Annotated in this window: 18 protein-coding genes and 1 pseudogene; 4 read left to right on the top strand and 15 right to left on the bottom strand. The window is 69.8% G+C overall.

Going from position 1 to position 21151, the window contains the following annotated elements:
- Window positions 1-108: 108 nt before the first annotated feature.
- Together pafA and ACWDX6_RS29840 are read right to left on the bottom strand one after the other, a co-directional pair.
- Entirely contained in the window at window positions 109-1470 is a 1362-nt protein-coding gene (gene pafA / locus ACWDX6_RS29845; protein WP_158985679.1) for a Pup--protein ligase, read from the bottom strand.
- Window positions 1471-1479: 9 nt separating this feature from the next.
- The gene (locus ACWDX6_RS29840; protein ID WP_451487994.1) at window positions 1480-2802 is read right to left on the bottom strand and encodes an MFS transporter; all 1323 of its coding nucleotides are present in this window, start codon (window positions 2800-2802) and stop codon (window positions 1480-1482) included.
- A gap of 123 nt (window positions 2803-2925) precedes the next feature.
- On the opposite strand from ACWDX6_RS29840, the gene ACWDX6_RS29835 reads away from it, so the two are divergent.
- Window positions 2926-3945: a LacI family DNA-binding transcriptional regulator gene (locus ACWDX6_RS29835; protein ID WP_451487993.1), complete on the top strand. Its 1020-nt coding sequence runs from the start codon at window positions 2926-2928 to the stop codon at window positions 3943-3945.
- Between the two features lie 73 nt (window positions 3946-4018).
- Here the strand turns inward: ACWDX6_RS29835 and prcA are convergent, their stop codons facing one another.
- The 6 genes and pseudogenes from prcA to arc all read right to left on the bottom strand — a co-directional run bounded on the left by prcA (window position 4019) and on the right by arc (window position 9834).
- Window positions 4019-4780, bottom strand: a complete 762-nt coding sequence (prcA, locus tag ACWDX6_RS29830) for a proteasome subunit alpha (protein ID WP_451487992.1) — start codon at window positions 4778-4780, stop codon at window positions 4019-4021.
- A 45-nt stretch (window positions 4781-4825) separates the two neighbouring features.
- Window positions 4826-5665, bottom strand: coding sequence for a proteasome subunit beta (prcB, locus tag ACWDX6_RS29825; RefSeq protein ID WP_451487991.1), 840 nt, complete (start codon window positions 5663-5665; stop codon window positions 4826-4828).
- A pseudogene (locus ACWDX6_RS29820) lies at window positions 5617-5796 on the bottom strand (endonuclease domain-containing protein); the annotation flags it as partial. The gene prcB and the pseudogene ACWDX6_RS29820, both read right to left, overlap by 49 nt.
- Before the next feature lie 181 nt (window positions 5797-5977).
- Window positions 5978-6190, bottom strand: a complete 213-nt coding sequence (locus ACWDX6_RS29815) for a ubiquitin-like protein Pup (protein WP_356896980.1) — start codon at window positions 6188-6190, stop codon at window positions 5978-5980.
- 134 nt (window positions 6191-6324) lie between these two features.
- Window positions 6325-7836 (bottom strand): depupylase/deamidase Dop, encoded by a 1512-nt coding sequence (gene dop, locus ACWDX6_RS29810; protein ID WP_451487990.1) that lies wholly within the window; start codon window positions 7834-7836, stop codon window positions 6325-6327.
- Window positions 7837-8067: 231 nt separating this feature from the next.
- Window positions 8068-9834 carry a proteasome ATPase gene (arc, locus tag ACWDX6_RS29805; protein WP_451487989.1) on the bottom strand — a complete coding sequence of 589 codons (1767 nt, stop codon included), beginning with the start codon at window positions 9832-9834 and terminating at the stop codon, window positions 8068-8070.
- A 253-nt stretch (window positions 9835-10087) separates the two neighbouring features.
- On the opposite strand from arc, the gene ACWDX6_RS29800 reads away from it, so the two are divergent.
- Window positions 10088-10399 (top strand): ferredoxin, encoded by a 312-nt coding sequence (locus tag ACWDX6_RS29800; protein ID WP_356896974.1) that lies wholly within the window; start codon window positions 10088-10090, stop codon window positions 10397-10399.
- Window positions 10400-10421: 22 nt separating this feature from the next.
- On the opposite strand, the gene ACWDX6_RS29795 is transcribed toward ACWDX6_RS29800, so the two are convergent.
- The 3 genes from ACWDX6_RS29795 to ACWDX6_RS29785 all read right to left on the bottom strand — a co-directional run bounded on the left by ACWDX6_RS29795 (window position 10422) and on the right by ACWDX6_RS29785 (window position 13423).
- Window positions 10422-10991: a hypothetical protein gene (locus ACWDX6_RS29795; protein WP_451487988.1), complete on the bottom strand. Its 570-nt coding sequence runs from the start codon at window positions 10989-10991 to the stop codon at window positions 10422-10424.
- Window positions 10992-11195: 204 nt separating this feature from the next.
- Window positions 11196-12083 (bottom strand): tRNA (adenine-N1)-methyltransferase, encoded by an 888-nt coding sequence (locus tag ACWDX6_RS29790; RefSeq protein ID WP_451487987.1) that lies wholly within the window; start codon window positions 12081-12083, stop codon window positions 11196-11198.
- Between the two features lie 56 nt (window positions 12084-12139).
- Entirely contained in the window at window positions 12140-13423 is a 1284-nt protein-coding gene (locus tag ACWDX6_RS29785; RefSeq protein WP_451487986.1) for a site-2 protease family protein, read from the bottom strand.
- 126 nt (window positions 13424-13549) lie between these two features.
- Between ACWDX6_RS29785 and ACWDX6_RS29780 the strand changes: the two genes are divergently transcribed.
- Entirely contained in the window at window positions 13550-14452 is a 903-nt protein-coding gene (locus ACWDX6_RS29780) for a RecB family exonuclease (protein WP_451487985.1), read from the top strand.
- Between the two features lie 10 nt (window positions 14453-14462).
- Window positions 14463-15137 carry a response regulator gene (locus ACWDX6_RS29775; RefSeq protein ID WP_451487984.1) on the top strand — a complete coding sequence of 225 codons (675 nt, stop codon included), beginning with the start codon at window positions 14463-14465 and terminating at the stop codon, window positions 15135-15137.
- Window positions 15138-15252: 115 nt separating this feature from the next.
- Here the strand turns inward: ACWDX6_RS29775 and ACWDX6_RS29770 are convergent, their stop codons facing one another.
- The 4 genes from ACWDX6_RS29770 to ACWDX6_RS29755 form a co-directional block, all read right to left on the bottom strand.
- The gene (locus ACWDX6_RS29770; protein ID WP_451487983.1) at window positions 15253-16833 is read right to left on the bottom strand and encodes an ABC transporter substrate-binding protein; all 1581 of its coding nucleotides are present in this window, start codon (window positions 16831-16833) and stop codon (window positions 15253-15255) included.
- A gap of 76 nt (window positions 16834-16909) precedes the next feature.
- Complete coding sequence (locus tag ACWDX6_RS29765; RefSeq protein ID WP_451487982.1) at window positions 16910-18502, bottom strand: ABC transporter substrate-binding protein; 1593 nt, start codon at window positions 18500-18502, stop codon at window positions 16910-16912.
- Window positions 18503-19058: 556 nt separating this feature from the next.
- A complete protein-coding gene (locus tag ACWDX6_RS29760) occupies window positions 19059-19757 on the bottom strand; it encodes an HAD family hydrolase (protein WP_451487981.1) in 699 nt (232 codons plus the stop codon).
- Between the two features lie 143 nt (window positions 19758-19900).
- Window positions 19901-21151, bottom strand: a 1251-nt coding sequence (locus ACWDX6_RS29755; RefSeq protein WP_451487980.1) for a vitamin B12 dependent-methionine synthase activation domain-containing protein, incomplete at its 5' end; no start/stop codon positions are given.

Here is a 21151-nt window from a genome sequence, read left to right as displayed (position 1 = left end):
TGTTCACGAACTCGTACGAGGCGTCACCGCCATCGATGGGCTCGATCGCGATCTGCACCTTGGTGCACCTCGCGGAGCGCCGGCCACGTCGGTCAACGCCTCACCGGATCACATGCCGGCGATCAGCTTCTCCACCCGGTCGTCGACCGAACGGAAGGGGTCCTTGCACAACACGGTGCGCTGCGCCTGGTCGTTGAGCTTGAGGTGGACCCAGTCGACGGTGAAGTCCCGCCGCTGCTCCTGGGCGCGGCGGATGAAGTCGCCGCGCAACCGCGCCCTGGTGGTCTGCGGGGGCACGGACTTGCCCTCGAAGATCTTCAGGTCGTTGCAGATCCGGGCGGCCTGCCCCTTCTTCTCCAGGAGGTAGTAGAGCCCGCGCCGACGGTGGATGTCGTGGTACGCGAGGTCTATCTGGGCGACCCGGGGGTGCGACATGGTCATGTTGTTCTTGGCCCGGTACCGCTCGATGAGCTTGTACTTCATGACCCAGTCGATCTCGGTGCCGATACGGTCGAGGTCCTCGGCCTCGATGGCGTCCAGGGTCCGGCCCCAGAGCTCCAGGACCTGCGCGACCGTGCCCGTACGGATGCCGCGGCGGTCGACGAAGTCCGCGGCCTTCTCGTAGTACTCGCGCTGGACCTCCAGGGCGGAGGCCTCGCGGCCGCTGGCGAGGCGGACCTTGCGCTGGCCGGTGATGTCGTGGCTGACCTCGCGGATCGCCCGGATGGGGTTCTCCAGCGTCAGGTCACGCATGACCGTGCCCGCCTCGATCATGCGCAGCACGAGGTCGGTGGCGCCGACCTTGAGGAGCATGGTCGTCTCGGACATGTTCGAGTCACCGACGATGACGTGCAGGCGGCGGTAGCGCTCGGCGTCCGCGTGCGGTTCGTCGCGGGTGTTGATGATCGGCCGGGAGCGGGTGGTCGCCGAGCTGACGCCCTCCCAGATGTGCTCGGCGCGCTGCGAGACGCAGTAGACGGCGCCGCGCGGGGTCTGCAGCACCTTTCCGGCGCCGCAGATGAGCTGGCGGGTGACGAGGAAGGGAATGAGGATGTCCGCGAGCCGGGAGAACTCTCCGTGGCGGGCGACGAGATAGTTCTCGTGGCAGCCGTAGGAGTTTCCCGCCGAGTCGGTGTTGTTCTTGAAGAGATAGACGTCGCCGGCGATTCCCTCCTCATGCAGGCGGCGTTCGGCGTCGACGAGCAGGCCTTCGAGAATGCGCTCGCCGGCCTTGTCGTGCGTGACCAGTTCGGTCACGTTGTCGCATTCGGGAGTTGCGTATTCCGGATGCGAACCCACGTCGAGGTACAGGCGGGCGCCGTTCCGCAGGAAGACATTGCTGCTGCGGCCCCATGACACGACACGGCGGAAGAGGTAGCGCGCCACTTCGTCAGGAGACAGTCGGCGCTGTCCCCTGAACGTGCACGTGACGCCGTACTCGTTCTCCAGCCCGAAAATGCGGCGGTCCATGTCTGAACATTACGCCTGATGGCCTGAGCTGAAACCGGGTTGGGCGGCCCCGTTTCGATCATTTTCCGATGAGTGCGTGTTCTTTTCGGTGTGGCCGGGCTCGGCGCTTCCGGCACTGACGGCGTGTCGCGCACCGGGGCCGGGGACGGTGAGGACCCGTCCGGTGGCGAGCAGGACCAGCAGGGCCACGAGACCCCCCGCACCGGCCACGGCGAAGCCTGCGGTGGTCCCGGCCAGTTCGACGGCGGGCCCCGCGACGGCCGAGCCGAGAGCCGCCCCCACACCGAAGGTGGTGACGAGCCAGGAGAACGCCTCCGTGACGGTGCCGCGGGGCGCGTGCCGGTCGACCACGATGAAACCGCAGGCCAGCGCCGGTGCCAGGAAGACCCCGGAGAGCGCGGCGAGCCCTGTCATCGGGACGACACCGGGCGTGAGCATCAGCGGCAGGTATCCCAGCGCGAGCAGGCCGACCAGGACGCGCAGCCGCTTCTCGGGGGCGCCCGCCCACTGGCGGGCGCCGTAGAGGACGCCGCCGACGAGGGCGCCGAGGCCCAGGGCGGCCATGATCCAGCCATAGGCGGACGCGTTGCCCCGGTCGTCGGCGTAGGCCAGACCGGCGACGGTGATGGAGCCGAGCGCGAGTCCGACGAAGAAGAACGAGCCGAGCAGGGCGAGCAGGCCGGGCGAGCGCAGGGCGCCGAGCCAGTGCGCCTCGCGGGGATCCGAGCGCCACGCGCGCGAGGGCTCCGAGAGGACGACGGAGAGGGCGCCCAGGACGCCGAGGACGTTGATGACCAGGAGGGCGGCCGCCGGTGACCACAGCGCCACCAGGAGGGTCACGAGGAGGGGTCCGACGGTGAACATGACCTCCTGGGCGACGGCGTCCAGCGCGTAGGCCCGGTGGACCCGGTCCTCGCGACCCAGGACGCTCGGCCACAGGGCCCGCAGGCCGCCCTCCAGGGGCGGGGTGAAGAGGCCCGCGACGACGATCGCGGCGTAGGCGAGGGCGGTGTTGCCGATTCCCGCCAGGGCGAGGACCGCCATGCCGAGGGCGGAGACGATCGCCGCGGGCAGCTGCACCCGCGGCTGCCCCTTCAGGTCGACCGCGCGGCCGAGGAGCGGCTGGCCCACGGCGGTGGCGACGCCGTAGGCGGCGACGAGCCCTCCGGCGAGGCTGTAGCTGCCGCCTTCCGCGCGGGTGAAGACCACCGCCGCGATCGGACCGGTGCCGTTGGGCAGCCGGCCGACCAGGGTGCCGGTGAGGAGCCGCAGGGCGTGCGGCGCCCCGAGGATGTCGCGATAGCCGCCGCTCGCCGTGGCCTCGGTGGCCATGTCGGTCTCCTCTCCCCCGGCGTCCGCCTGAGGTTTTACGTATAACGTCCTGGGTCATACGTACCATGGGCCCAGCCCGCGGGTCCACCCCGCGAGAACGGACCGTCCCTCGCGGAGGCATGAGTGCACACCCCGGAACCACCCACCGGAACGCGGCCCACCAGCCGGGACGTCGCCCGCGCCGCCGGGGTGTCCCAGGCCACCGTCTCCCTGGTCCTCGGCGACAAATGGCGCGGGCGGGTCTCGGAACGCACCGCGGATTCCGTACGGGAAGCGGCCCGCGGCCTCGGCTACCGCCCCAATCTCGCCGCCCGCAACCTGCGGCTCGGCAGCACCCGGACCGCGCTGCTCGTCGTCCCGGCGCTCACCAACGAGTTCTTCGCCCGCGTCTACACCGGCGCCGCCTCTGTCGCCGCCCGGCACGGCTTCGGCGTGGTCCTCTACCCCTCCCCCGAGGGCGTCGGCCCGGCCAGGGACCCCTTCGCCTCAGCCCGCGCGGCCCTCGACGGCGTCATCGCCTCCTCCATGGCGGCTGAGGCCCTGGAGGCCTTCCGCGGCACGGACCTGCCGCTGGTGATGCTGGACAGCGATCCCGCCGACACCGGCGCCGCCGCGCACGTCAACCTCGACATCGCGGACGGCATGCGCCAGGTGACCGGGCACCTTCTCTCCCTCGGGCACCGCCGGTTCCTCCACCTGGCCTCGGCGGTGCCCTCCTGGACCTTCGACGTACGCGGCGCGGCCCTCACCGACGCGCTGCGCGGGGTTTCCGTACGCACCGTCCGCGCGCCGCTCGACGTCGGCGGCGCCCGCACCGCCGCTGAAGAGGCCCTCACCGGTCCGGGGCCGAGGCCGACCGCGATCGTCTGCGACGACGACATCCTGGCCGCCGGTGCCTGCAAGGCGGCCCGGCGGCTCGGTCTGAGGGTCCCCGAGGACGTCTCGGTCACCGGCTTCGACGACCTCGCCCTCGCGACCGCCGTCGAACCCGAGCTCACCACCGTCCGCCTCCCCGCCGAACGCATCGGCGAACGCGGTATGGCGGCCCTCCTCGCCGTCCTCGCCGGCCGGCCACCCGAGCCCGGCGACCTCCCGGTGACCCTGATGGCCCGGGGCTCCTCCGGCCCTCCGCCCGCCGGCTGACCGGTCGGACACACACATCGGCCCCGGTCCGCGAGGCGCGGGCCGGGGCCGTCGTACGGGCTCGACGAAGGAGTCAGTCCTCCGTGTCCTCCGGGATCTCGTCCGAGGGTTCGTCGGTCTTGGCGATCGCCGCGTTGTCCGCCTCCAGCAGGCGGACCAGCTGCCGGCCGACGATCCGCTTGAACTTGCGCTGCTGCGGGCGCGTGCGGTCCAGGACCGCCACCTCCAGCCGCTCCGCCGGAATCTCCCGCTCGCTGCCGTTGGTGTCCCGGGACAGCGCCTGGACCGCCAGCTTCAGCGCCTCGGCCAGGGACATCCCGTCACGGTGGCGCTGGTCGAGGAAGGTGCCGATCTGCTCGGCGTTGCCACCGACCGCGACCGAGCCGTGCTCGTCCACGATCGAACCGTCGTGGGGCAGACGGTAGATCTGGTCGCCCTCGGGCTCCGTGCCCACCTCGGCGACGACCAGCTCCACCTCGTACGGCTTCTCCCCCGCGCTGGAGAAGATCGTGCCCAGCGTCTGGGCGTAGACGTTGGCGAGGCCCCGGGCCGTGACATCGCCCCGGTCGTAGGTGTAGCCCCGCAGGTCGGCGTAGCGCACACCGCCGATACGGAGGTTCTCGTACTCGTTGTACTTGCCGGCCGCGGCGAAGCCGATCCGGTCGTAGATCTCGCTGAACTTGTGCAGCGCACGGGACGGGTTCTCGCCGACGAAGACGATCCCGTCGGTGTACTGGAGGACGACCAGGCTGCGGCCGCGGGCGATGCCCTTGCGGGCGTACTCCGCCCGGTCGGCCATGGCCTGCTGGGGTGAGACGTAGAACGGAGTCGACACCGGCTATCCGTCCCTTTCTTCTGGGATTCTGCGGACGAGGAGAGGTCAGAGCAGCTCGGCGCGGGGCCCGTCGGGCTGCACCAGGCGCCGATCGGTGACCGAGCGGGCGAGCGCCGAGGACTCCGCCTCGGTGAGCCTGCGGAAGCCCTCGTCGGTGATGACGGTGACGATGGGATAGATCTTGCGGTACAGATCCGGACCGCCGGTCGCCGAGTCGTCGTCGGCCGCGTCGTACAGCGCCTGGACGACCAGCGTGGTGGCCTGCTCCTCCGTCAGGTCGGGACGGTAGAGCTTCTTCATGGAACCCCGGGCGAAGATCGAACCGGAGCCGGTGGCCGCGAAGCCGTGCTCCTCCGAGCGGCCGCCCGTCACGTCGTACGAGAAGATCCGGCCCTTCTCCTTGGCCTCGTCCCAGCCGGCGAACAGCGGGACGACGGCGAGGCCCTGCATGGCCATGGCGAGATTGCCGCGGATCATGGTGGAGAGGCGGTTCGCCTTGCCCTCCAGGGAGAGGGTCGTGCCCTCCACCTTCTCGAAGTGCTCGAGCTCCAGCTGGAACAGCTTGACCATCTCCACGGCGAGCCCGGCCGTGCCGGCGATGCCGACGGCCGAGAACTCGTCGGCCGGGAAGACCTTCTCGATGTCGCGCTGCGCGATCATGTTGCCCATGGTCGCGCGCCGGTCACCGGCGAGCACGACCCCGCCGGAGAAGGTGACGGCGACGATCGTGGTGCCGTGCGGGGCCTCGACGATCCCGTCCGGCAGCGTGCGGTTGCGTGGGAGCAGCTCCGGCGAGTGGTCGGAGAGGAAGTCCATGAAAGAGGACGATCCCGGCGTCAGGAAGGCAGCTGGTAGACGCCCGGTGCTACGAGTGTTGGCTTCCACGCGTGTCCCTCCAAGTATGAGACGGCCCGACGCAGAGAGTCGGGAACGTCTCCCCACATGCCGTTGGCCGATTTGCAGTTGAAGCACAGTACGCCACGGACCCTACCCGCCATGTGACGGTGATCAACATGATCGGACCGGGCAGCCGCGAGCCTCGTCGGCTCCGGTGATTCCCCCATGGGCCCCCAGCGGCGCGGAGCGGCCCGCCGGAACGAAGGCCGCGCGCGGGCGTTCTCAGCCGCACCGCGCGCGATCCCCGTGACGTCCGTCGGCCGACCAGCCCCCACCTTCGTTTCGGAAGGTGGACCGCTCTTACTGTCCGCCCTTTTGCACGAAGCTTCGGACGAAGTCCTCGGCATTCTCCTCGAGGACGTCGTCGATCTCGTCCAGAACCGAGTCGACGTCGTCGCTCAGCTTCTCCTGGCGCTCCTTGAGGTCGGAGCTCTCCTCGGTGGCGGTCTCCTCGACCTCCTCCGTGGAACGCGTCGCCTTCTGCTGTCCGCCGCCGGTGTCCTTGGTCGCCATATCCTCACCCCGCTCGAATCGGCCCGCTCGGTTGGGTCTCTCAAGATCAGACCCTACAAGGCGGGTCTGACATCGGCCCCGCAGTCGCTACAACGTCCGGGCACCATTTCCATGATTCCCCTTACCCGGCCATTTCAGCCGCCGGACAGGACGCGGACCAGTTCCTCCGCGGTCCTGCACCGGTCCAGGAGTTCTTTCACGTGGTTCCGGGTGCCCCGCAGGGGCTCCAGGGTGGGCACCCGCTGGAGCGAGTCGCGGCCCGGCAGGTCGAAGATCACCGAGTCCCAGGACGCGGCGGCCACGTCGTCCGCGTACTGCTCCAGGCAGCGACCGCGGAAATAGGCCCTGGTGTCCTCTGGAGGCTTCGTCTCGGCCCGCTGGACCTCGTCCTCGGTCAGGAGCCGCTTCATGCGCCCACGGTCCACGAGACGGTTGTACAGGCCCTTCTCGGGACGTACGTCGGCGTACTGGAGGTCCACCAGGTGGAGCCGGGCCGCGTCCCAGTCGAGGCCGTCGCGCCGGCGGTAGCCCTCCATCACCTCCCGCTTGGCGATCCAGTCCAGCTCGCCGGCCAGGCTCATCGGGTCGTTCTCGAGCCGGTTGAGGGTGTCCTCCCACCGGACCAGGACGTCCTTGGTCTGGTCGTCCGCGTCCGCGCCGAAACGCTCCTCCACGTACTTCCTGGCCAGCTCGAAATACTCCATCTGGAGCTGCACGGCGGTGAGTGTCCGGCCGCTGCGCAGAGTGATCAGATACGCGAGGCCGGGGTCGTGGGAGACCTCGTGCAGGGTGCGTACCGGCTGGTCGACGGTGAGGTCGACGTTGATGAACCCGTCCTCGATCATGGACAGGACCAGGGACGTGGTGCCCAGCTTGAGGTAGGTGGAGATCTCCGAGAGGTTGGCGTCGCCGATGATCACATGGAGGCGGCGGTACTTCTCGGCGTCGGCGTGCGGCTCGTCACGGGTGTTGATGATGGGCCGCTTCAGGGTGGTCTCCAGGCCGACCTCGACCTCGAAATAGTCGGCGCGCTGGCTGATCTGGAAGCCGTGTTCGCGGCCGTCCTGCCCGATGCCGACGCGGCCGGCGCCGGTGACGACCTGCCGGGAGACGAAGAACGGGGTCAGGTGGCGCACAATGTCCGAGAAGGGGGTCTCCCGCTTCATCAGGTAGTTCTCGTGCGTGCCGTAGGAGGCGCCCTTGTTGTCGGTGTTGTTCTTGTAGAGGTGGATCGGCTGGGCGCCGGGGAGCTGGGCGGCCCGTTCGGCGGCCTCGGCCATGATCCGTTCGCCGGCCTTGTCCCACAGGACGGCGTCGCGGGGGTTGGTGACCTCGGGGGCGCTGTATTCCGGGTGGGCGTGGTCGACGTAGAGCCGGGCTCCGTTGGTGAGGATCACATTGGCCAGGCCGATGTCCTCGTCGGTGAGCTGGCTGGAGTCGGCGGCTTCGCGGGCGAGGTCGAAGCCTCGGGCGTCCCGCAGGGGGTTCTCCTCCTCGAAATCCCAGCGGGCGCGGCGCGCCCGGTGCATCGCCGCCGCGTAGGCGTTGACGATCTGGGACGAGGTGAGCATGGCATTGGCGTTCGGGTGCCCCGGAACGGAGATCCCGTACTCCGTTTCGATGCCCATTACTCGCCGTACGGTCATGCGGCCCTCCTTGCCCGGCGGCGCTCCCCCTTCGGGTGCGGCGCTCAAGTACCGCTCTTTCTCCTGCGTGCGGTGCCCGTCCCCGCACTGCGCGATTCGGCGGTACCGAAGAGCCTAGAGCGACTCCGCGCCGGTGGGGAGATCGAATACGTCTTTTGCTCGTGTGATGGCTGGGGGAAAGAGCCCGGCTGCGGATGCCCGTGGTCCGGACATCCGCAGCCGGGTCGCGAACTACAGGTACTGGCCGGTATTCGCCACCGTGTCGATGGAGCGACCGGTGTCGGCGCCCTGCTTTCCGGTGACGAGGGTGCGGATGAAGACGATCCGCTCGCCCTTCTTTCCGGAGATACGGGCCCAGTCGTCCGGGTTGGTGGTGTTGGGCAGGTCCTCGTTCTCCTTGAACTCGTCCACGCAAGCCTGGAGGAGGTGGGAGACGCGGATGCCCTTCTGGTTGTGGTCGAGGAAGGCCTTGATGGCCATCTTCTTGGCCCGGTCCACGATGTTCTGGATCATGGCTCCGGAGTTGAAGTCCTTGAAGTAGAGGACTTCCTTGTCGCCATTGGCGTACGTGACCTCGAGGAAGCGGTTCTCCTCGGATTCCGCGTACATCTGCTCGACGACCGACTGGATCATCGCGTGCGCGGCGGCTTCCTTGGAGCCCTGGTGCTCGGAGAGGTCGTCGGCGTGAAGCGGCAGGGTGGAGGTGAGGTACTTCGCGAAGATGTCCTTCGCGGCCTCCGCGTCCGGACGCTCGATCTTGATCTTGACGTCGAGCCGGCCGGGCCGCAGGATCGCGGGGTCGATCATGTCCTCGCGGTTGGAGGCGCCGATGACGATGACGTTCTCCAGGCCCTCCACACCGTCGATCTCGGCGAGCAGCTGGGGGACGATGGTGTTCTCCACGTCCGAGCTGACTCCGGATCCGCGGGTGCGGAAGAGGGATTCCATCTCGTCGAAGAAGACGATGACGGGGGTGCCCTCACTCGCCTTCTCCCGGGCACGCTGGAAGACGAGGCGGATGTGCCGCTCGGTCTCACCGACGTACTTGTTGAGGAGCTCGGGGCCCTTGATGTTCAGGAAGTAGGACTTCCCCGCGGGCTGGCCGGTCACCTCGGCGACCTTCTTGGCAAGGGAGTTGGCCACCGCCTTGGCGATGAGCGTCTTGCCGCATCCGGGCGGGCCGTAGAGCAGGATGCCCTTCGGCGGCCGCAGTTCGTGCTCCTTGAAGAGGTCCGGGTAGAGGTACGGGAGCTCGACCGCGTCGCGGATCAGTTCGATCTGGTTGCCCAGGCCGCCGATCTTGTTGTAGTCGACGTCCGGGACCTCTTCGAGGACGAGCTCTTCGACCTCGCTCTTGGGAACCACTTCGTAGACGTAGCCGGACCTGGGTTCGAGCAGCAGGGCGTCGCCGGGGCGGATGGTGATGTCCAGCAGCGGCTCGGCGAGCCTCACCACCCGTTCCTCGTCGGTGTGCCCGATGACCAGGGCGCGCTCGCCGTCCTCAAGGATCTCCTTGAGGGTGACGATGTCCCCGGCACGCTCGAACTCCATGGCCTCGACCACGTTGAGCGCTTCGTTGAGCATGACTTCCTGGCCGCGCCGGAGCTCGTCGAGCTCGACGCTGGGACTGACGTTCACCCGGAGCTTGCGGCCTCCGGTGAAGATGTCGCAGGTGCCGTCCTCGTTGGCCTGCAGGAAGACACCGAAGCCTGCCGGTGGCTGTGCGAGCCGGTCGACCTCCTCCTTGAGGGCCACGATCTGGTCGCGGGCCTCACGGAGTGTGTTGGCGAGCCGCTCGTTCTGTGCGGACACGCCGGCCAGGTTGGTCTGCAGCTCGACGATCCGCTCTTCGAGAATCCTCGTATGACGCGGAGAGTCGGCGAGCTTGCGGCGCAGGACGGCGATTTCCTGCTCGAGATAGGCAACCTGACCGGCGGGGTCTTCAGACCCCCGCCCCGGCCGGATGCCGCGGTTGATGTCATCGTCGTGGGCTGCCACGGTCCTCACCTCCTCCAAGGGGAGCTGGACGCTTCCTGACCCTACCTGCGTGGGTGGTGATTGAAACCCCTAGATCACAAAGACTGCGGGACGTGTCCGATCTTCACCCTTGCGCTTCCCCTCACGCCAGGGGAATACCCACCCATCAACATCGGAAAGCGGGCGGTTGTATCGTCGTCGGTGGCCAACACCCGCCAGGGTTGGCCGGACTTAGCAGAACGATCTCTTCAGAAGCTCAGGAACGGCAGGAGACATGACCGTGCGGCACGAGGCCCCGACGACGGGCGCCGGTGAGGCGCTGGAGGTCTGGATCGACCAGGATCTCTGCACCGGGGACGGCATCTGCGTGCAGTACGCGCCCGAGGTCTTCGAGCTGGACATCGACGGCCTCGCCTACGTGAAGAGCGCGGACGACGAGCTTCTGCAGGATCCGGGGGCGACGACGCCGGTGCCCCTGCCGCTGCTGCGGGACGTGGTGGACTCCGCGAAGGAGTGCCCGGGCGACTGCATCCATGTGCGCCGGGTTTCGGACAGCGTCGAGGTGTACGGCCCCGACGCCGAGTGACGGAGCGCGCACGGCGCGTGGTTCACATGCCGAGGGGTTCGGCGAGGGCGGTGCGGACGAACGCGCCGCCCTTCCAGTGCCATTCGACGCGCTCCCGCTCGTCGGGGCAGCAGCTCGGGACGCCGGGGGACGAGTAGCCGAGGAGGGTGGCGGTGACCGCCCCGTCACGTACGGCGAGCTCGGCGACGCTCTTCTGCTCCGCGGGTTCCACGAGGGTGGCGACCACGCGCGCGTCGGCGGCCGTGCCGCGGGTGAGGACGTAGACCCCGCTGGGAGGCGTGCCGGAGCCCGCTTCGCAGTGCGCGACTGCGACGGTTTCCGGATGTCCGTCACCGTCGAGATCACCGCGGGCCTGCCGGGCGACGGCGCTGGGCGCTCCGCCGCAGGCGAGCGGGTAGGAGGCCGTGCGGGCGTCCGGGGCCGGCCCGGGGGCGGGCGCGGCCTGGGGTCCGCCCGCGGAGGTGGCGGTCGCGGCGCCGGGCTGCAGCAGGCCCGCGGCCGCGACGACGGCGGCCATCGCGGTCGCGGTGGCCAGCCAGTGCACCGGCCGGGCGTGGGTGTGCGCGAGGTCCGGGACGGCGGAGGGCTGCACGCGGGAAGTCTCCTGTGAGGGTGGCGCGGAAGGAGTTGCGGGCATCGTGCCATACGTCACAGGAGGGGGGAACAGCCGGGGTGAGAGCCGTGGGGATGTGGGCGCAAAGGTGCCGAACGTGAAGCCGCCGCCCTCCGGTTCCCGCGGCGGGGCGGGAACTGGACGGCGGCGCGCGTTCGTTGTCGGGGCGTCAGGCCGGGGGCGTCAGCCCTTGTTGGGGCCTTCGTAGTCATCGCCGTAGGCGCCCTTGGCGGGGCGGCGGCGGCGCATGGGGGGCTCGACTCCGTCGGCCAGGCGGCGGGCGGTGACGAGGAAGCCGGTGTGGCCGATCATCCGGTGGTCCGGACGGACGGCGAGACCCTCGACGTGCCAGTTGCGGATCATGGATTCCCAGGGCTGCGGTTCGGCGTAGCAGCCGAATTCGCGGATGGACTCCACGGTGCGGGCGAGCTGGGTGGTGGTGGCCACGTAGCAGCAGAGGATGCCGCCGGGGACGAGCGCCTTGGAGACGGCGTCGAGGCACTCCCAGGGGGCGAGCATGTCCAGGATGACGCGGTCGACATCGCTGTCGGAGAGGTTGTCCTGGAGGTCGCCGACGGTCAGCTGCCACGCGGGGTGGGGGCCGCCGAAGTAGCGCTCGACGTTGCCCTTGGCGATCTCGGCGAAGTCCTCGCGGCGCTCGTAGGAGTGCAGCATGCCGCTGTCGCCGATGGCGCGGAGCAGGAAGCTGCTGAGCGAGCCCGAGCCCACACCCGCTTCGACGACGCGGGCGCCGGGGAAGATGTCGGCGAAGGCCAGGATCTGCCCCGCGTCCTTGGGGTAGACCACGGCGGCGCCGCGGGGCATGGACAGGACGTAGTCGGGGAGCAGGGGGCGCAGCGCGAGGTAGGCGACGTTTCCCGTGGTACGGACAACACTGCCCTCGGGAGCACCGATCAGCTCGTCGTGGGGGAAGGAACCCTTGTGGGTATGGAAGTTCTTCCCGGCCTCGAGCGTGAACGTGTAGTGGCGTCCCTTGGGGTCGGTGAGCTGGACCTGGTCCCCGACCTTGAATGGCCCGCGTCGGCGGGCGGCACCGGTCGGTTCGGACATGTGAGCACCATATCAAGGGCTTACTCCCCTGCGGCCCGCTCAAGTCGGAGCCAGGGTTATGAGGAGGGTCTTGCCATGGCCCGGACGAAGGCGCGTTCCACGTCGGCGGTGGACAGGACGCCGTAGATCTCCCCGGTGTCCTCGACGACGAGGTACTCGGTGGCGGGGCTGGCGCGGAGGTGGTCGAGGAGGGGCTGGCCGGTGAGTTCGGCGGGCACCCTCATGCCGTCGGTGAGGTCCTGCGCGAGGCCGCTGACGGCGACCCAGGGGCGGCGGTGCTGGGGGACGCCGGCGATGGCGGTCTCGCGGACGAGAGCGGTGGGGGTGCCGTGGCCGTCGACGACGACGAGGGCGCGGGCGCCGGCCTCGTTGGCGCGCCGCAGGGCTTCGGAGAGCGGTGTGGCGGGTTCGACGGGGATGGCCCGGCGGGTGAGGGTGCGGGCGCGCAGCTCGGGAAGGTGCTCGCGCAGCCGGGCCATGCGCAGGCTGTTGCCGGCGCCGGTCCAGATGATCGCGGCCAGGATGGCGGCGAGGAGTGCGTCGGTGACGGTGTCCAGGCCGCTGATGTCGTCGGTGCTGTTCCCGAGGAGTCCGGTGCGGGTGAGCAGCGGCAGGCCGATGAGGACGGCGACGGCGAGGGCGCGGCCGACCCAGGCGGCGGCGACCGTGCCGCTCATGGGCTTGCCGGTGATCTTCCACACGACGGCGCGGAGCATGCGGCCGCCGTCGAGGGGGAGGCCGGGCAGCAGATTGAAGACCGCGACGATCAGGTTGGAGATCATCAGGCCGGCGAGCAGGACGCCGGGGACGGTGCCGGGCTCGACGGCGTACAGGGAGAGGTAGAAGAGGCCCGCGAGGGCGAGGGAGAGCAGGGGGCCGACGAAGGCGAGGACGAATTCGCGGCCGGGGGTCTCGGTCTCCTTCTCGATCTCGGAGACGCCGCCGAAGAACTGGAGCTGGATGCGGCGGACCGGGAGCCGGAAGCGGAGTGCGGCGATGGTGTGGGCGAGCTCGTGGACCAGGACCGAGGCGTAGAAGGCGATGGCGAAGAAGAGGGAGACGAGATAGCGGACGGCGCCGAGGTCGGGCAGCACGCGCTCGATCTGGTCGCCGAAGACCCAGGTGATGAGGGCGGCGACCAGGAACCAGCTGGGGGCGACGTAGACGGGTACGCCGAAGGGGCGGCCCATGAGAAGTCCGCCGCCGGGTTCCTCGGCACGCCGGGGCTTGTCCGCTCTCGTGCCGGCGGGGCGTCCGGCGGGGTTCGGTGCCGCGGGCTTCGATTCCGCTTCACCGGACTGCGGCCGGTGCTTGTCGCCGCGCTCGTCGTCCTGGTTCACGGGTTCCTTTCGTCGCCGGACAGCATGACCTGCGTCACTGCGTCACGGTTCGATCATGCAGTGCGACGGCCTCTGTCGTCGATGGTATTCCGCTCGCTGTCGGTGGCGGGTCGTAGGGTCTGGGTCATGAGTACGAGCGAGCAGCCGCCGGCGGGGCCCCGGACGCCCACGTCGTTGTCCCCTTCGCGGGCGAGCGACTTCATGCAGTGTCCCCTGCTGTACCGGTTCCGGGTGATCGACAGGCTGCCGGAGAAGCCGAGCGAGGCGGCGACCCGGGGCACGCTGGTGCACGCGGTGCTTGAGCGGCTGTTCGACGATCCGGCGGTGGAGCGGACGGCGCCGCGGGCGAAGGCGATGATCCCGGGGCAGTGGGACCGGCTGCTCGAGTCGAAGCCGGAGCTGGGTGAGCTGTTCGCTCAGGACGCGGAGGGCGAGCGGCTCGCGCGCTGGCTGAGCGAGGCGGAGCGGCTGGTCGAGCGGTGGTTCACGCTGGAGGACCCGACGCGCCTGGAGCCGGCCGAGCGGGAACTGTTCGTGGAGACGGAGCTGGAGTCCGGGCTGCGGCTGCGCGGGGTGATCGACCGGATCGACGTGGCGCCGACGGGCGAGGTGCGGATCGTCGACTACAAGACCGGCAAGGCGCCTCGGCCGGAGTACAGCGAGGGCGCGCTGTTCCAGATGAAGTTCTACGCCCTGGTGATCTGGCGGTGGAAGCGGGTGGTGCCGCGCCGGCTCCAGCTCGTGTACCTCGGCAGTGGCGATGTGCTGACGTACGACCCGGTCGAGGCGGATCTGCTGCGGGTGGAGCGGAAGCTGCTCGCGCTGTGGGAGGCGATCCGGGAGGCGACGGAGACGGGTGACTGGCGGCCGCGGCCGACGAAGCTGTGCGGCTGGTGCGACCACCAGGAGGTGTGCCCGGAGTTCGGCGGGACTCCCCCGGTGTATCCGCTGGAGATCGTTTCCGCGCGCCCGGCGGAGTCGGACGAATCGGGGCAGGGCAGAATGGGCCCGGTCCCACCCGCCCCCTGAAGGAGTTCTCGTGGCTATCCGCGTCCTACTGGTCGACGACCAGCCGCTGTTGCGCACCGGCTTCCGGATGATTCTGGAGGCGGAGCAGGACCTGGCGGTCGTCGGTGAGGCCGGGGACGGTCTCCAGGCTCTGGACCAGGTGCGGGCGCTGCAGCCCGATGTGGTGCTGATGGACATCCGGATGCCGCGGATGGACGGGGTGGAGGCCACCCGGCAGATCACCGGGCCGGGCCGGGACGGACCGGCGAAGGTGCTGGTGCTGACCACCTTCGATCTGGACGAGTACGTGGTCGAGGCGCTGCGGGCCGGGGCCAGCGGGTTCCTGCTCAAGGACGCTCCGGCCGATGAACTGGTGCAGGCGATCCGGGTGGTGGCGGCGGGTGAGGCGATGCTGGCGCCGTCGATCACGCGGCGGCTCCTCGACAAGTACTCGGCGCATCTTCCCTCGGGCGACGAGCAGGTGCCGGACACGCTCAACACGCTGACCGATCGTGAGGTCGAGGTGTTGAAGCTGGTGGCGCGGGGGCTGTCGAACGCGGAGATCGCGGCGGATCTGTTCGTCAGCGAGACGACGGTGAAGACGCATGTGGGGCATGTGCTGACGAAGCTGGGGCTGCGCGACCGGGTGCAGGCGGCGGTGTACGCGTACGAGAGCGGTCTGGTCCGGCCGGGCGCGGCCCAGTAGCGGCACAGCGCGGTACAGCGCCGCACAGCGGTACGTACGGCGGTGGGAACAACGGAAGGGCCCGGCGCGCGAGGTGCGCGCCGGGCCCTTCCGCCGGGCGGGGCCGGACGGGCCGTCAGCTCTTCTTGATCTCCCAGAAGCGGAAGACGGTGGAGGCGTCCAGGGTCCACTCCAGGCCGGTGACGTTGTCGCGGGCGACCGCGTACTGCTTGCCCTGCCACAGCGGGAGGAGGGGCAGTTCCTCGGCGACGATGTCCTGGAGCTTGCCGAAGTCCGCGGCCGTGGAGGCGCGGTCGGCGGCGGCGGAGGTCTTCGGGATGAGGCGGCCGGTGATGGTCGCGTTCTCGTAGCCGTTGCCGAGGACGTTGCCCTCGCCGAAGAACGGGGCGGTGAAGTTGTCGGCGTCGGGGTAGTCGGGCACCCAGCCCTTGACGTACACGCCGTACTTGCCGGCCTCGATGTCCTTCTCGTACTGCTCGAACTCGACCGACTTCACGTCGGCCTCGAACAGGCCGCTGGCGTTGAGCTGGCCGGCTATCGCCTTGAGCTCCTGGTCGGTGGCGGGGCCGTAACGGCTGGGCGTGGACCAGAGGGTGAGCTTCACCTTGCCGGTGATGCCGGCCTTGCGGAGCGCCTTCTTCGCCTTGGCGGCGTCGGGGCTGCCGTAGGTGTCGAAGAACGCGGTGTTGTGGCCCGCGATACCGGCCGGGACGATCGAGTAGAGCGGGGTGGCCGTGGACTTGTACACGTCCTGGACCAGGGCCTCGCGGTCGACGAGGTGGGCGATGGCCTGGCGGACGCCGAGCTTGCCGACGACGGGGTCCTTGACGTTGAAGACCAGGTGCTGGACCTCGGCGCTGCTGCCCTGGACGATCTCGATGCCCTTGTCGTCCGTGGTCTCGGAGGTCTCGAGGGCGGCGATGTCGTCGGCGGCGAGGCCACGGTAGGCGACGTCGACGTCGTCGGCGGCGAAGGCCTTGGAGAGGGCCTCGCGGTCGCCGCCGTAGAGCTTGAGGGTGACGCCGCCGTTCTGCGGCTCGGCGCTGCCCTTGTAGCCGCTGTTGACGGAGAAGACGGCCTCGGTGTCGCTGATGGAGTCCAGCTTGTACGGGCCGGAGCCGACGGCCTTGCCGTCGGTGCGCAGCGCGTCGGCGGCGTACTCGCGGTGGTCGACGATGGAGCCCGCGCCCGAGGCGATCTTGCTCGGGAAGGTGGCGTCGGGGACCTTGAGGCGGAAGACGACGGTCCGGTCGTCCGGGGTCTCGATGGAGTCGATCGTCGACAGCAGGGGCGCCGGGCCCGAGGGGTCGCCGATCTTCAGCGCCCGCTCGAAGGAGAACTTGACGTCCTCCGAGGTGAGGGGGTTGCCGTTGGAGAACGTCAGGCCCTCGCGCAGGGTGCAGCGGTAGACCTTGCTGCCGCCTTCGAAGCCGCACTCCTCGGCGGCCTCCGGCTCGGGCGAGGAGGTCCCCTTCGGGAAGCTGAGGAGGGACTGGAAGACGTTGTTGAACAGGAGCCAGGAGCCGGGGTCGTATCCGGCGGCCGGGTCCGTGGCGAGGATCTCGTCGGACATGCCGACGCGGACGCTGCCGCCGGTACCGCCGGAGTCCCCGCCCTGCTCCGCGCCGCAGCCGCTGAGCAGGGCGGCGGACAGACCCGCGGCGAGCGGGGCCGTCAGCCACTTGTTGTGCTTCACAGAACTTGCCTCTTGATCTCTTGCCAGGCCGGCCGCGCACCGTGCGCGGCCGGTGTAACCGAGCTGGGTGAGGGGGTCAGGCGGTGCCCCGGCCGAGCTCCCACAGGAGCAGGTCCGAGGAGGTGTTGAGCGCCCATTCGACGCCGGCCAGGTCGTCGCGCGCGGCGACGTACTGCTTGCCCTGCCACAGCGGCAGGACGGGCACGTCCTTGGCGACGATCTTCTGGATCTGACCGAAGACGGGGCTCGCGGCGGTGCGGTCGGCCGAGCGGCGCGACTGCGGGATCAGCTTGTCGCGTACGGCCTTGTTGACGTAGGGGGTGTTGAGGAAGTTGTCGGCGTCGAGGAACGGGGCGACGTAGTTGTCCGGGTCCGGGAAGTCGGGGAACCAGCCGAGGCCGTAGACGGCGTACTCGCCGCGCTTCTGCGCCGGGCGGAACTTGGACCACTCGGTGCCTTCGAGGGTGACGTCGAAGAGTCCGGTGGCGTTGAGCTGGTCGCGCAGCGCCTCGAACTCCTTCTTCGTACCCGAGCCGTAGTGGTCGTTGGTGTAGTGCAGGGTCAGTTCGACGGTCTCGTCGATGCCGGCCTTGCGCAGGATGCCGGCCGCCTTGGCGGCGCTGGGCTCGCCGTAGGCGTCGAAGAAGGCGGTGGAGTGCCCGGTGACGCTGGAGGGCACCAGCGAGTAGAGCGGCTTGGCGGTGGGGCCGTAGACGTCGTTGACGAGGGCGCCGCGGTCGACGACGGCGGCGATGGCCTGCCGGACGGCCGTGTCCTTGACGGAGGGGGCGTCGGTGTTGAAGGCGAGGTAGCGGATCTCCAGCCCGGGGACCTCGGTGAGCTCGATGCCCTCCTGGGGCTTCTCGGTGAGTTCCTTGATCTGCTCGTGCGACATGGAGCGGGTCATCATGTCGATCGTGCGGTCCCGGAGGGCCTCGCCCATGCTCTCCGCGTCGGTGAAGGAGCGCAGCTCGACCCGGTCGTTGCGCAGGGTGATGTCACCCTTGTACTTCGGGTTCTTGGTGAACACGACCTTGGCGATCTTCTCGCCGTCGCGTTCGACCTTCATGGCGTAGGGACCTGAGCCGTCGACGTCGAAGCCCTCGCGCAGCTTGCCGGCGCTGTACTTGCTCTTGCTGAGGATGCCGGCGACCGGGGTGGAGAGCTTGTACGGGAAGGTCGCGTCGGGCGTCTTGAGGTGGAAGACGATGTCGCGCTCGCCGTTGGTCTCGACGGTGTCGATGTTGGCGAGGAGGGCGGCCGTTCCGTTGTCGGACTTGATGGCCAGCACGCGCTCGACGGAGAACTTGACGTCCTCGGCGGTGATGGGCGTGCCGTCGGCGAAGGAGAGCCCCTCCCGCAGGGTGCAGCGGTAGCTCTCGCTGGCGCGGTCGCTGAAGCCGCAGCTCTCGGCGGCCTCGGGGACGGGCTCGCCGCCGCCGCGCGGCACGTGCAGGAGGGTCTGGACGGTCTGCCGCAGGATGTTCCAGGCGCCGGTGTCGTAGGCGAAGGCCGGGTCGAGGGGGGCGGGAGCGTCTTCGGTGGCGACGAACTGGTCCGTGGTGCCGACGACGATGGCTCCGGTCTCGTCCGAGTCGCCGCACGAGACGAGCAGCGGGGCGAGCAGTCCGGCGGCCAGAGCCGGCAGCACCAGGGTCTTGCGGTTCATCGGGGTCGTTCTCCTCATCCGGCACTGGGATACAGCGGGTACGGACACTCCGCCGCTGCCGCCCGGTCGGGGCGGGAGATCGGGCCGGGAAGGTGAGCGATCGGTCCTGTGTTCGCGGCGACTGGGGTATGCGCCGGGGCACTCGGAGGGTGCGGCGAAGTACTCGCGAAAGGTTAGTGGGCGCCGCGCCCACGGCCGGACCGAGGGCGGCTCGATGCGTAATCGCATAGTGATCATGGATGCGGCGGGCCCTATAGTCATGCGCCGGAATGTTTCGTTACGGAGTTCACGAATCAGGACACACGGGGAGGGCGCAACCCTCGCGTACCGGACACCGCGTGCACCAAGGCCACCCGCCGGTCGGCACGCTGCGTGACCAAGGTCACGCCACTGGCTTCTCGGCGGATGGCCGGAATACAACCCCGCCGACAATCCCGATACGGCGGCGGATGACGCACGGTCACGCGCCGCGCGTTTGCGTGAGCGTATTCGGGAAAGGGCACCCCGGAGAAGGCTCCCGGAAAGCTCAAAGGCAGCTCAGAGAAGGCTCGAACGATCAGGGCCCGGAGATCAGGGTTCTGAGAAAGGGCACGTCGACGTCCTCCAGGGACCGTACGACGACACGGCCCTCGGACGGCGCGATCGGGGCCACGGAGGGCACCGCGACCACCCGGCAGCCGGCCGCCTCCGCGGCCGCCACGCCCGTCGCCGTGTCCTCGATGACGGCGCAGAGCGCCGGCTCGGCGCCCACCCCGCGCGCGGCCGTGAGGTAGGGCTCGGGGTGCGGCTTGGTGCGGACGACCTCGTCGCCCGCGACGGTGAGGGCGAAGCGGTCGGCACCGAGCGAGGCCAGGACGCGGTCGATGATGCGGCGGTGCGAGGCGGAGACCAGGGCGGTGGGGATGTTGTGGTGCGCCAGCTCGGCCAGCAGCCGTTCCGCGCCCGGCATCAGCGGCACCCCGCGGCCGATGCGCTGCGCGAACTTCTCGTTGAGCAGGACGGTCAGCTCGGCGAGCGTGATGTCGGCGCCGGTGGCCTCGATGAGGTACCCGGCGCTGCGGGTCATGGGACCGCCGACGACGACGTCCCGCCAGGACTCGTCCAGCCGGTGCCCGAGATCGGCGAAGGCCTCGACCTCCGCGTCCCACCAGAACCCCTCCGTGTCGACGAGGGTGCCGTCCATGTCGAGGAAGACCGCCTGCAGGGCGGAGCTTCCGTTGGCGTGGATCAGGGACGCGGGGACCGTACTGGTCATCCGGCACACCTCCATGGAGGGACGAGAAGGCCGGCCCCCCTCCCCGGTACGGAGAGGGCGACCGGCCTGCGCTGGACCGACAAGTGTACGTCCCGATCATGCGGGATGCCGGTAATCGCGCGTGACGTGCGTCGCGGTGTCGCTCAGCGCGCGTTGAAGTACTTCGCCTCGGGGTGGTGGATGACGATCGCGTCGGTGGACTGCTCGGGGTGGAGCTGGAACTCCTCCGAGAGCTGGACCCCGATCCGCTCGGGCCGCAGCAGCTCGGCGATCTTCGCCCGGTCCTCCAGGTCGGGGCAGGCGCCGTAGCCGAGGGAGAAGCGGGCACCGCGGTACTTGAGCGCGAACATGTCCTCGACGTCGGCCGGGTCCTCCCCCGCGAAGCCGAGCTCGGCGCGGACCCGGGCGTGCCAGTACTCGGCGAGGGCCTCGGCCAGCTGGACGGACAGACCGTGCAGTTCGAGGTAGTCGCGGTAGGAGTCGGACTCGAAGAGCTTGGCGGTGGCCTCGCCGATCCGGGAGCCGACGGTGACGACCTGGAGGCCGACGACGTCGGTCTCGCCCGACTCCTCCGGGCGGAAGAAGTCGGCCAGGCACAGGCGCCGGCCGCGGCGCTGGCGCGGGAAGGTGAAGCGGGTGCGCTCGGAGCCGTCCTCGTTGAGCAGGATCAGGTCGTCGCCCTTGGAGACGCAGGGGAAGTAGCCGTGGACGACGGCCGCCTCGAGCAGGTTCTCGGTGTGCAGCCGCTCCAGCCAGCCGCGCAGCCGGGGCCTGCCCTCGGTCTCGACCAGCTCCTCGTACGAGGGTCCGTCGCCGGTCCGGTTCTGCTTGAGGCCCCACTGGCCCTTGAACAGGGCGCCCTCGTCGAGCCAGCTCGCGTACTCCTTGAGCTGGATGCCCTTGACGACGCGGGTCCCCCAGAACGGCGGGGTGGGGACCGGGTTGTCGGTGGCGACGTCCGAACGGCCGCCCGGCTCCGGCTCGTCGACCTCGAGGGCCGTGGCGCGCTGGGCGACCCGGCGCTGCTTGAGCTCCGGCAGCGCCGCCCCGGGCACCCCGCGCTTGACGCCGATGAGGGCGTCCATGAGCCGCAGGCCTTCGAAGGCGTCCCGGGCGTAGCGGACCTCGCCCTGGTAGATCTCGTGGAGGTCCTGCTCGACGTAGGCGCGGGTCAGGGCGGCGCCGCCGAGGATGACCGGGAAGTCGGCGGCCATGCCGCGCTGGTTCAGCTCCTCCAGGTTCTCCTTCATGATCACGGTGGACTTGACCAGCAGGCCGGACATGCCGATGACGTCGGCGCGGTGCTCCTCGGCCGCCTCCAGGATCGCGGAGACCGGCTGCTTGATGCCCAGGTTGACCACGTTGTAGCCGTTGTTGGACAGGATGATGTCCAC

The organism is Streptomyces sp. NPDC003027, from assembly GCF_053591435.1.
The sequence above is the reverse complement of the archived record's forward strand: the minus strand, read 5'-3'. Positions and strand labels throughout refer to the sequence as shown.

Excerpts from the sequence above, each read along its gene's own strand:
- ACWDX6_RS29800 (WP_356896974.1), top strand. The coding sequence starts at position 10,088 with ATGACCGTGCGGCACGAGGCCCCGACGACGGGCGCCGGTGAGGCGCTG.
- ACWDX6_RS29840 (WP_451487994.1), bottom strand. The coding sequence starts at position 2,802 with ATGGCCACCGAGGCCACGGCGAGCGGCGGCTATCGCGACATCCTCGGG.
- pafA (WP_158985679.1), bottom strand. The coding sequence starts at position 1,470 with ATGGACCGCCGCATTTTCGGGCTGGAGAACGAGTACGGCGTCACGTGC.
- ACWDX6_RS29790 (WP_451487987.1), bottom strand. The coding sequence starts at position 12,083 with ATGTCCGAACCGACCGGTGCCGCCCGCCGACGCGGGCCATTCAAGGTC.
- ACWDX6_RS29780 (WP_451487985.1), top strand. The coding sequence starts at position 13,550 with ATGAGTACGAGCGAGCAGCCGCCGGCGGGGCCCCGGACGCCCACGTCG.
- ACWDX6_RS29815 (WP_356896980.1), bottom strand. The coding sequence starts at position 6,190 with ATGGCGACCAAGGACACCGGCGGCGGACAGCAGAAGGCGACGCGTTCC.
- ACWDX6_RS29765 (WP_451487982.1), bottom strand. The coding sequence starts at position 18,502 with ATGAACCGCAAGACCCTGGTGCTGCCGGCTCTGGCCGCCGGACTGCTC.
- dop (WP_451487990.1), bottom strand. The coding sequence starts at position 7,836 with ATGACCGTACGGCGAGTAATGGGCATCGAAACGGAGTACGGGATCTCC.
- ACWDX6_RS29760 (WP_451487981.1), bottom strand. The coding sequence starts at position 19,757 with ATGACCAGTACGGTCCCCGCGTCCCTGATCCACGCCAACGGAAGCTCC.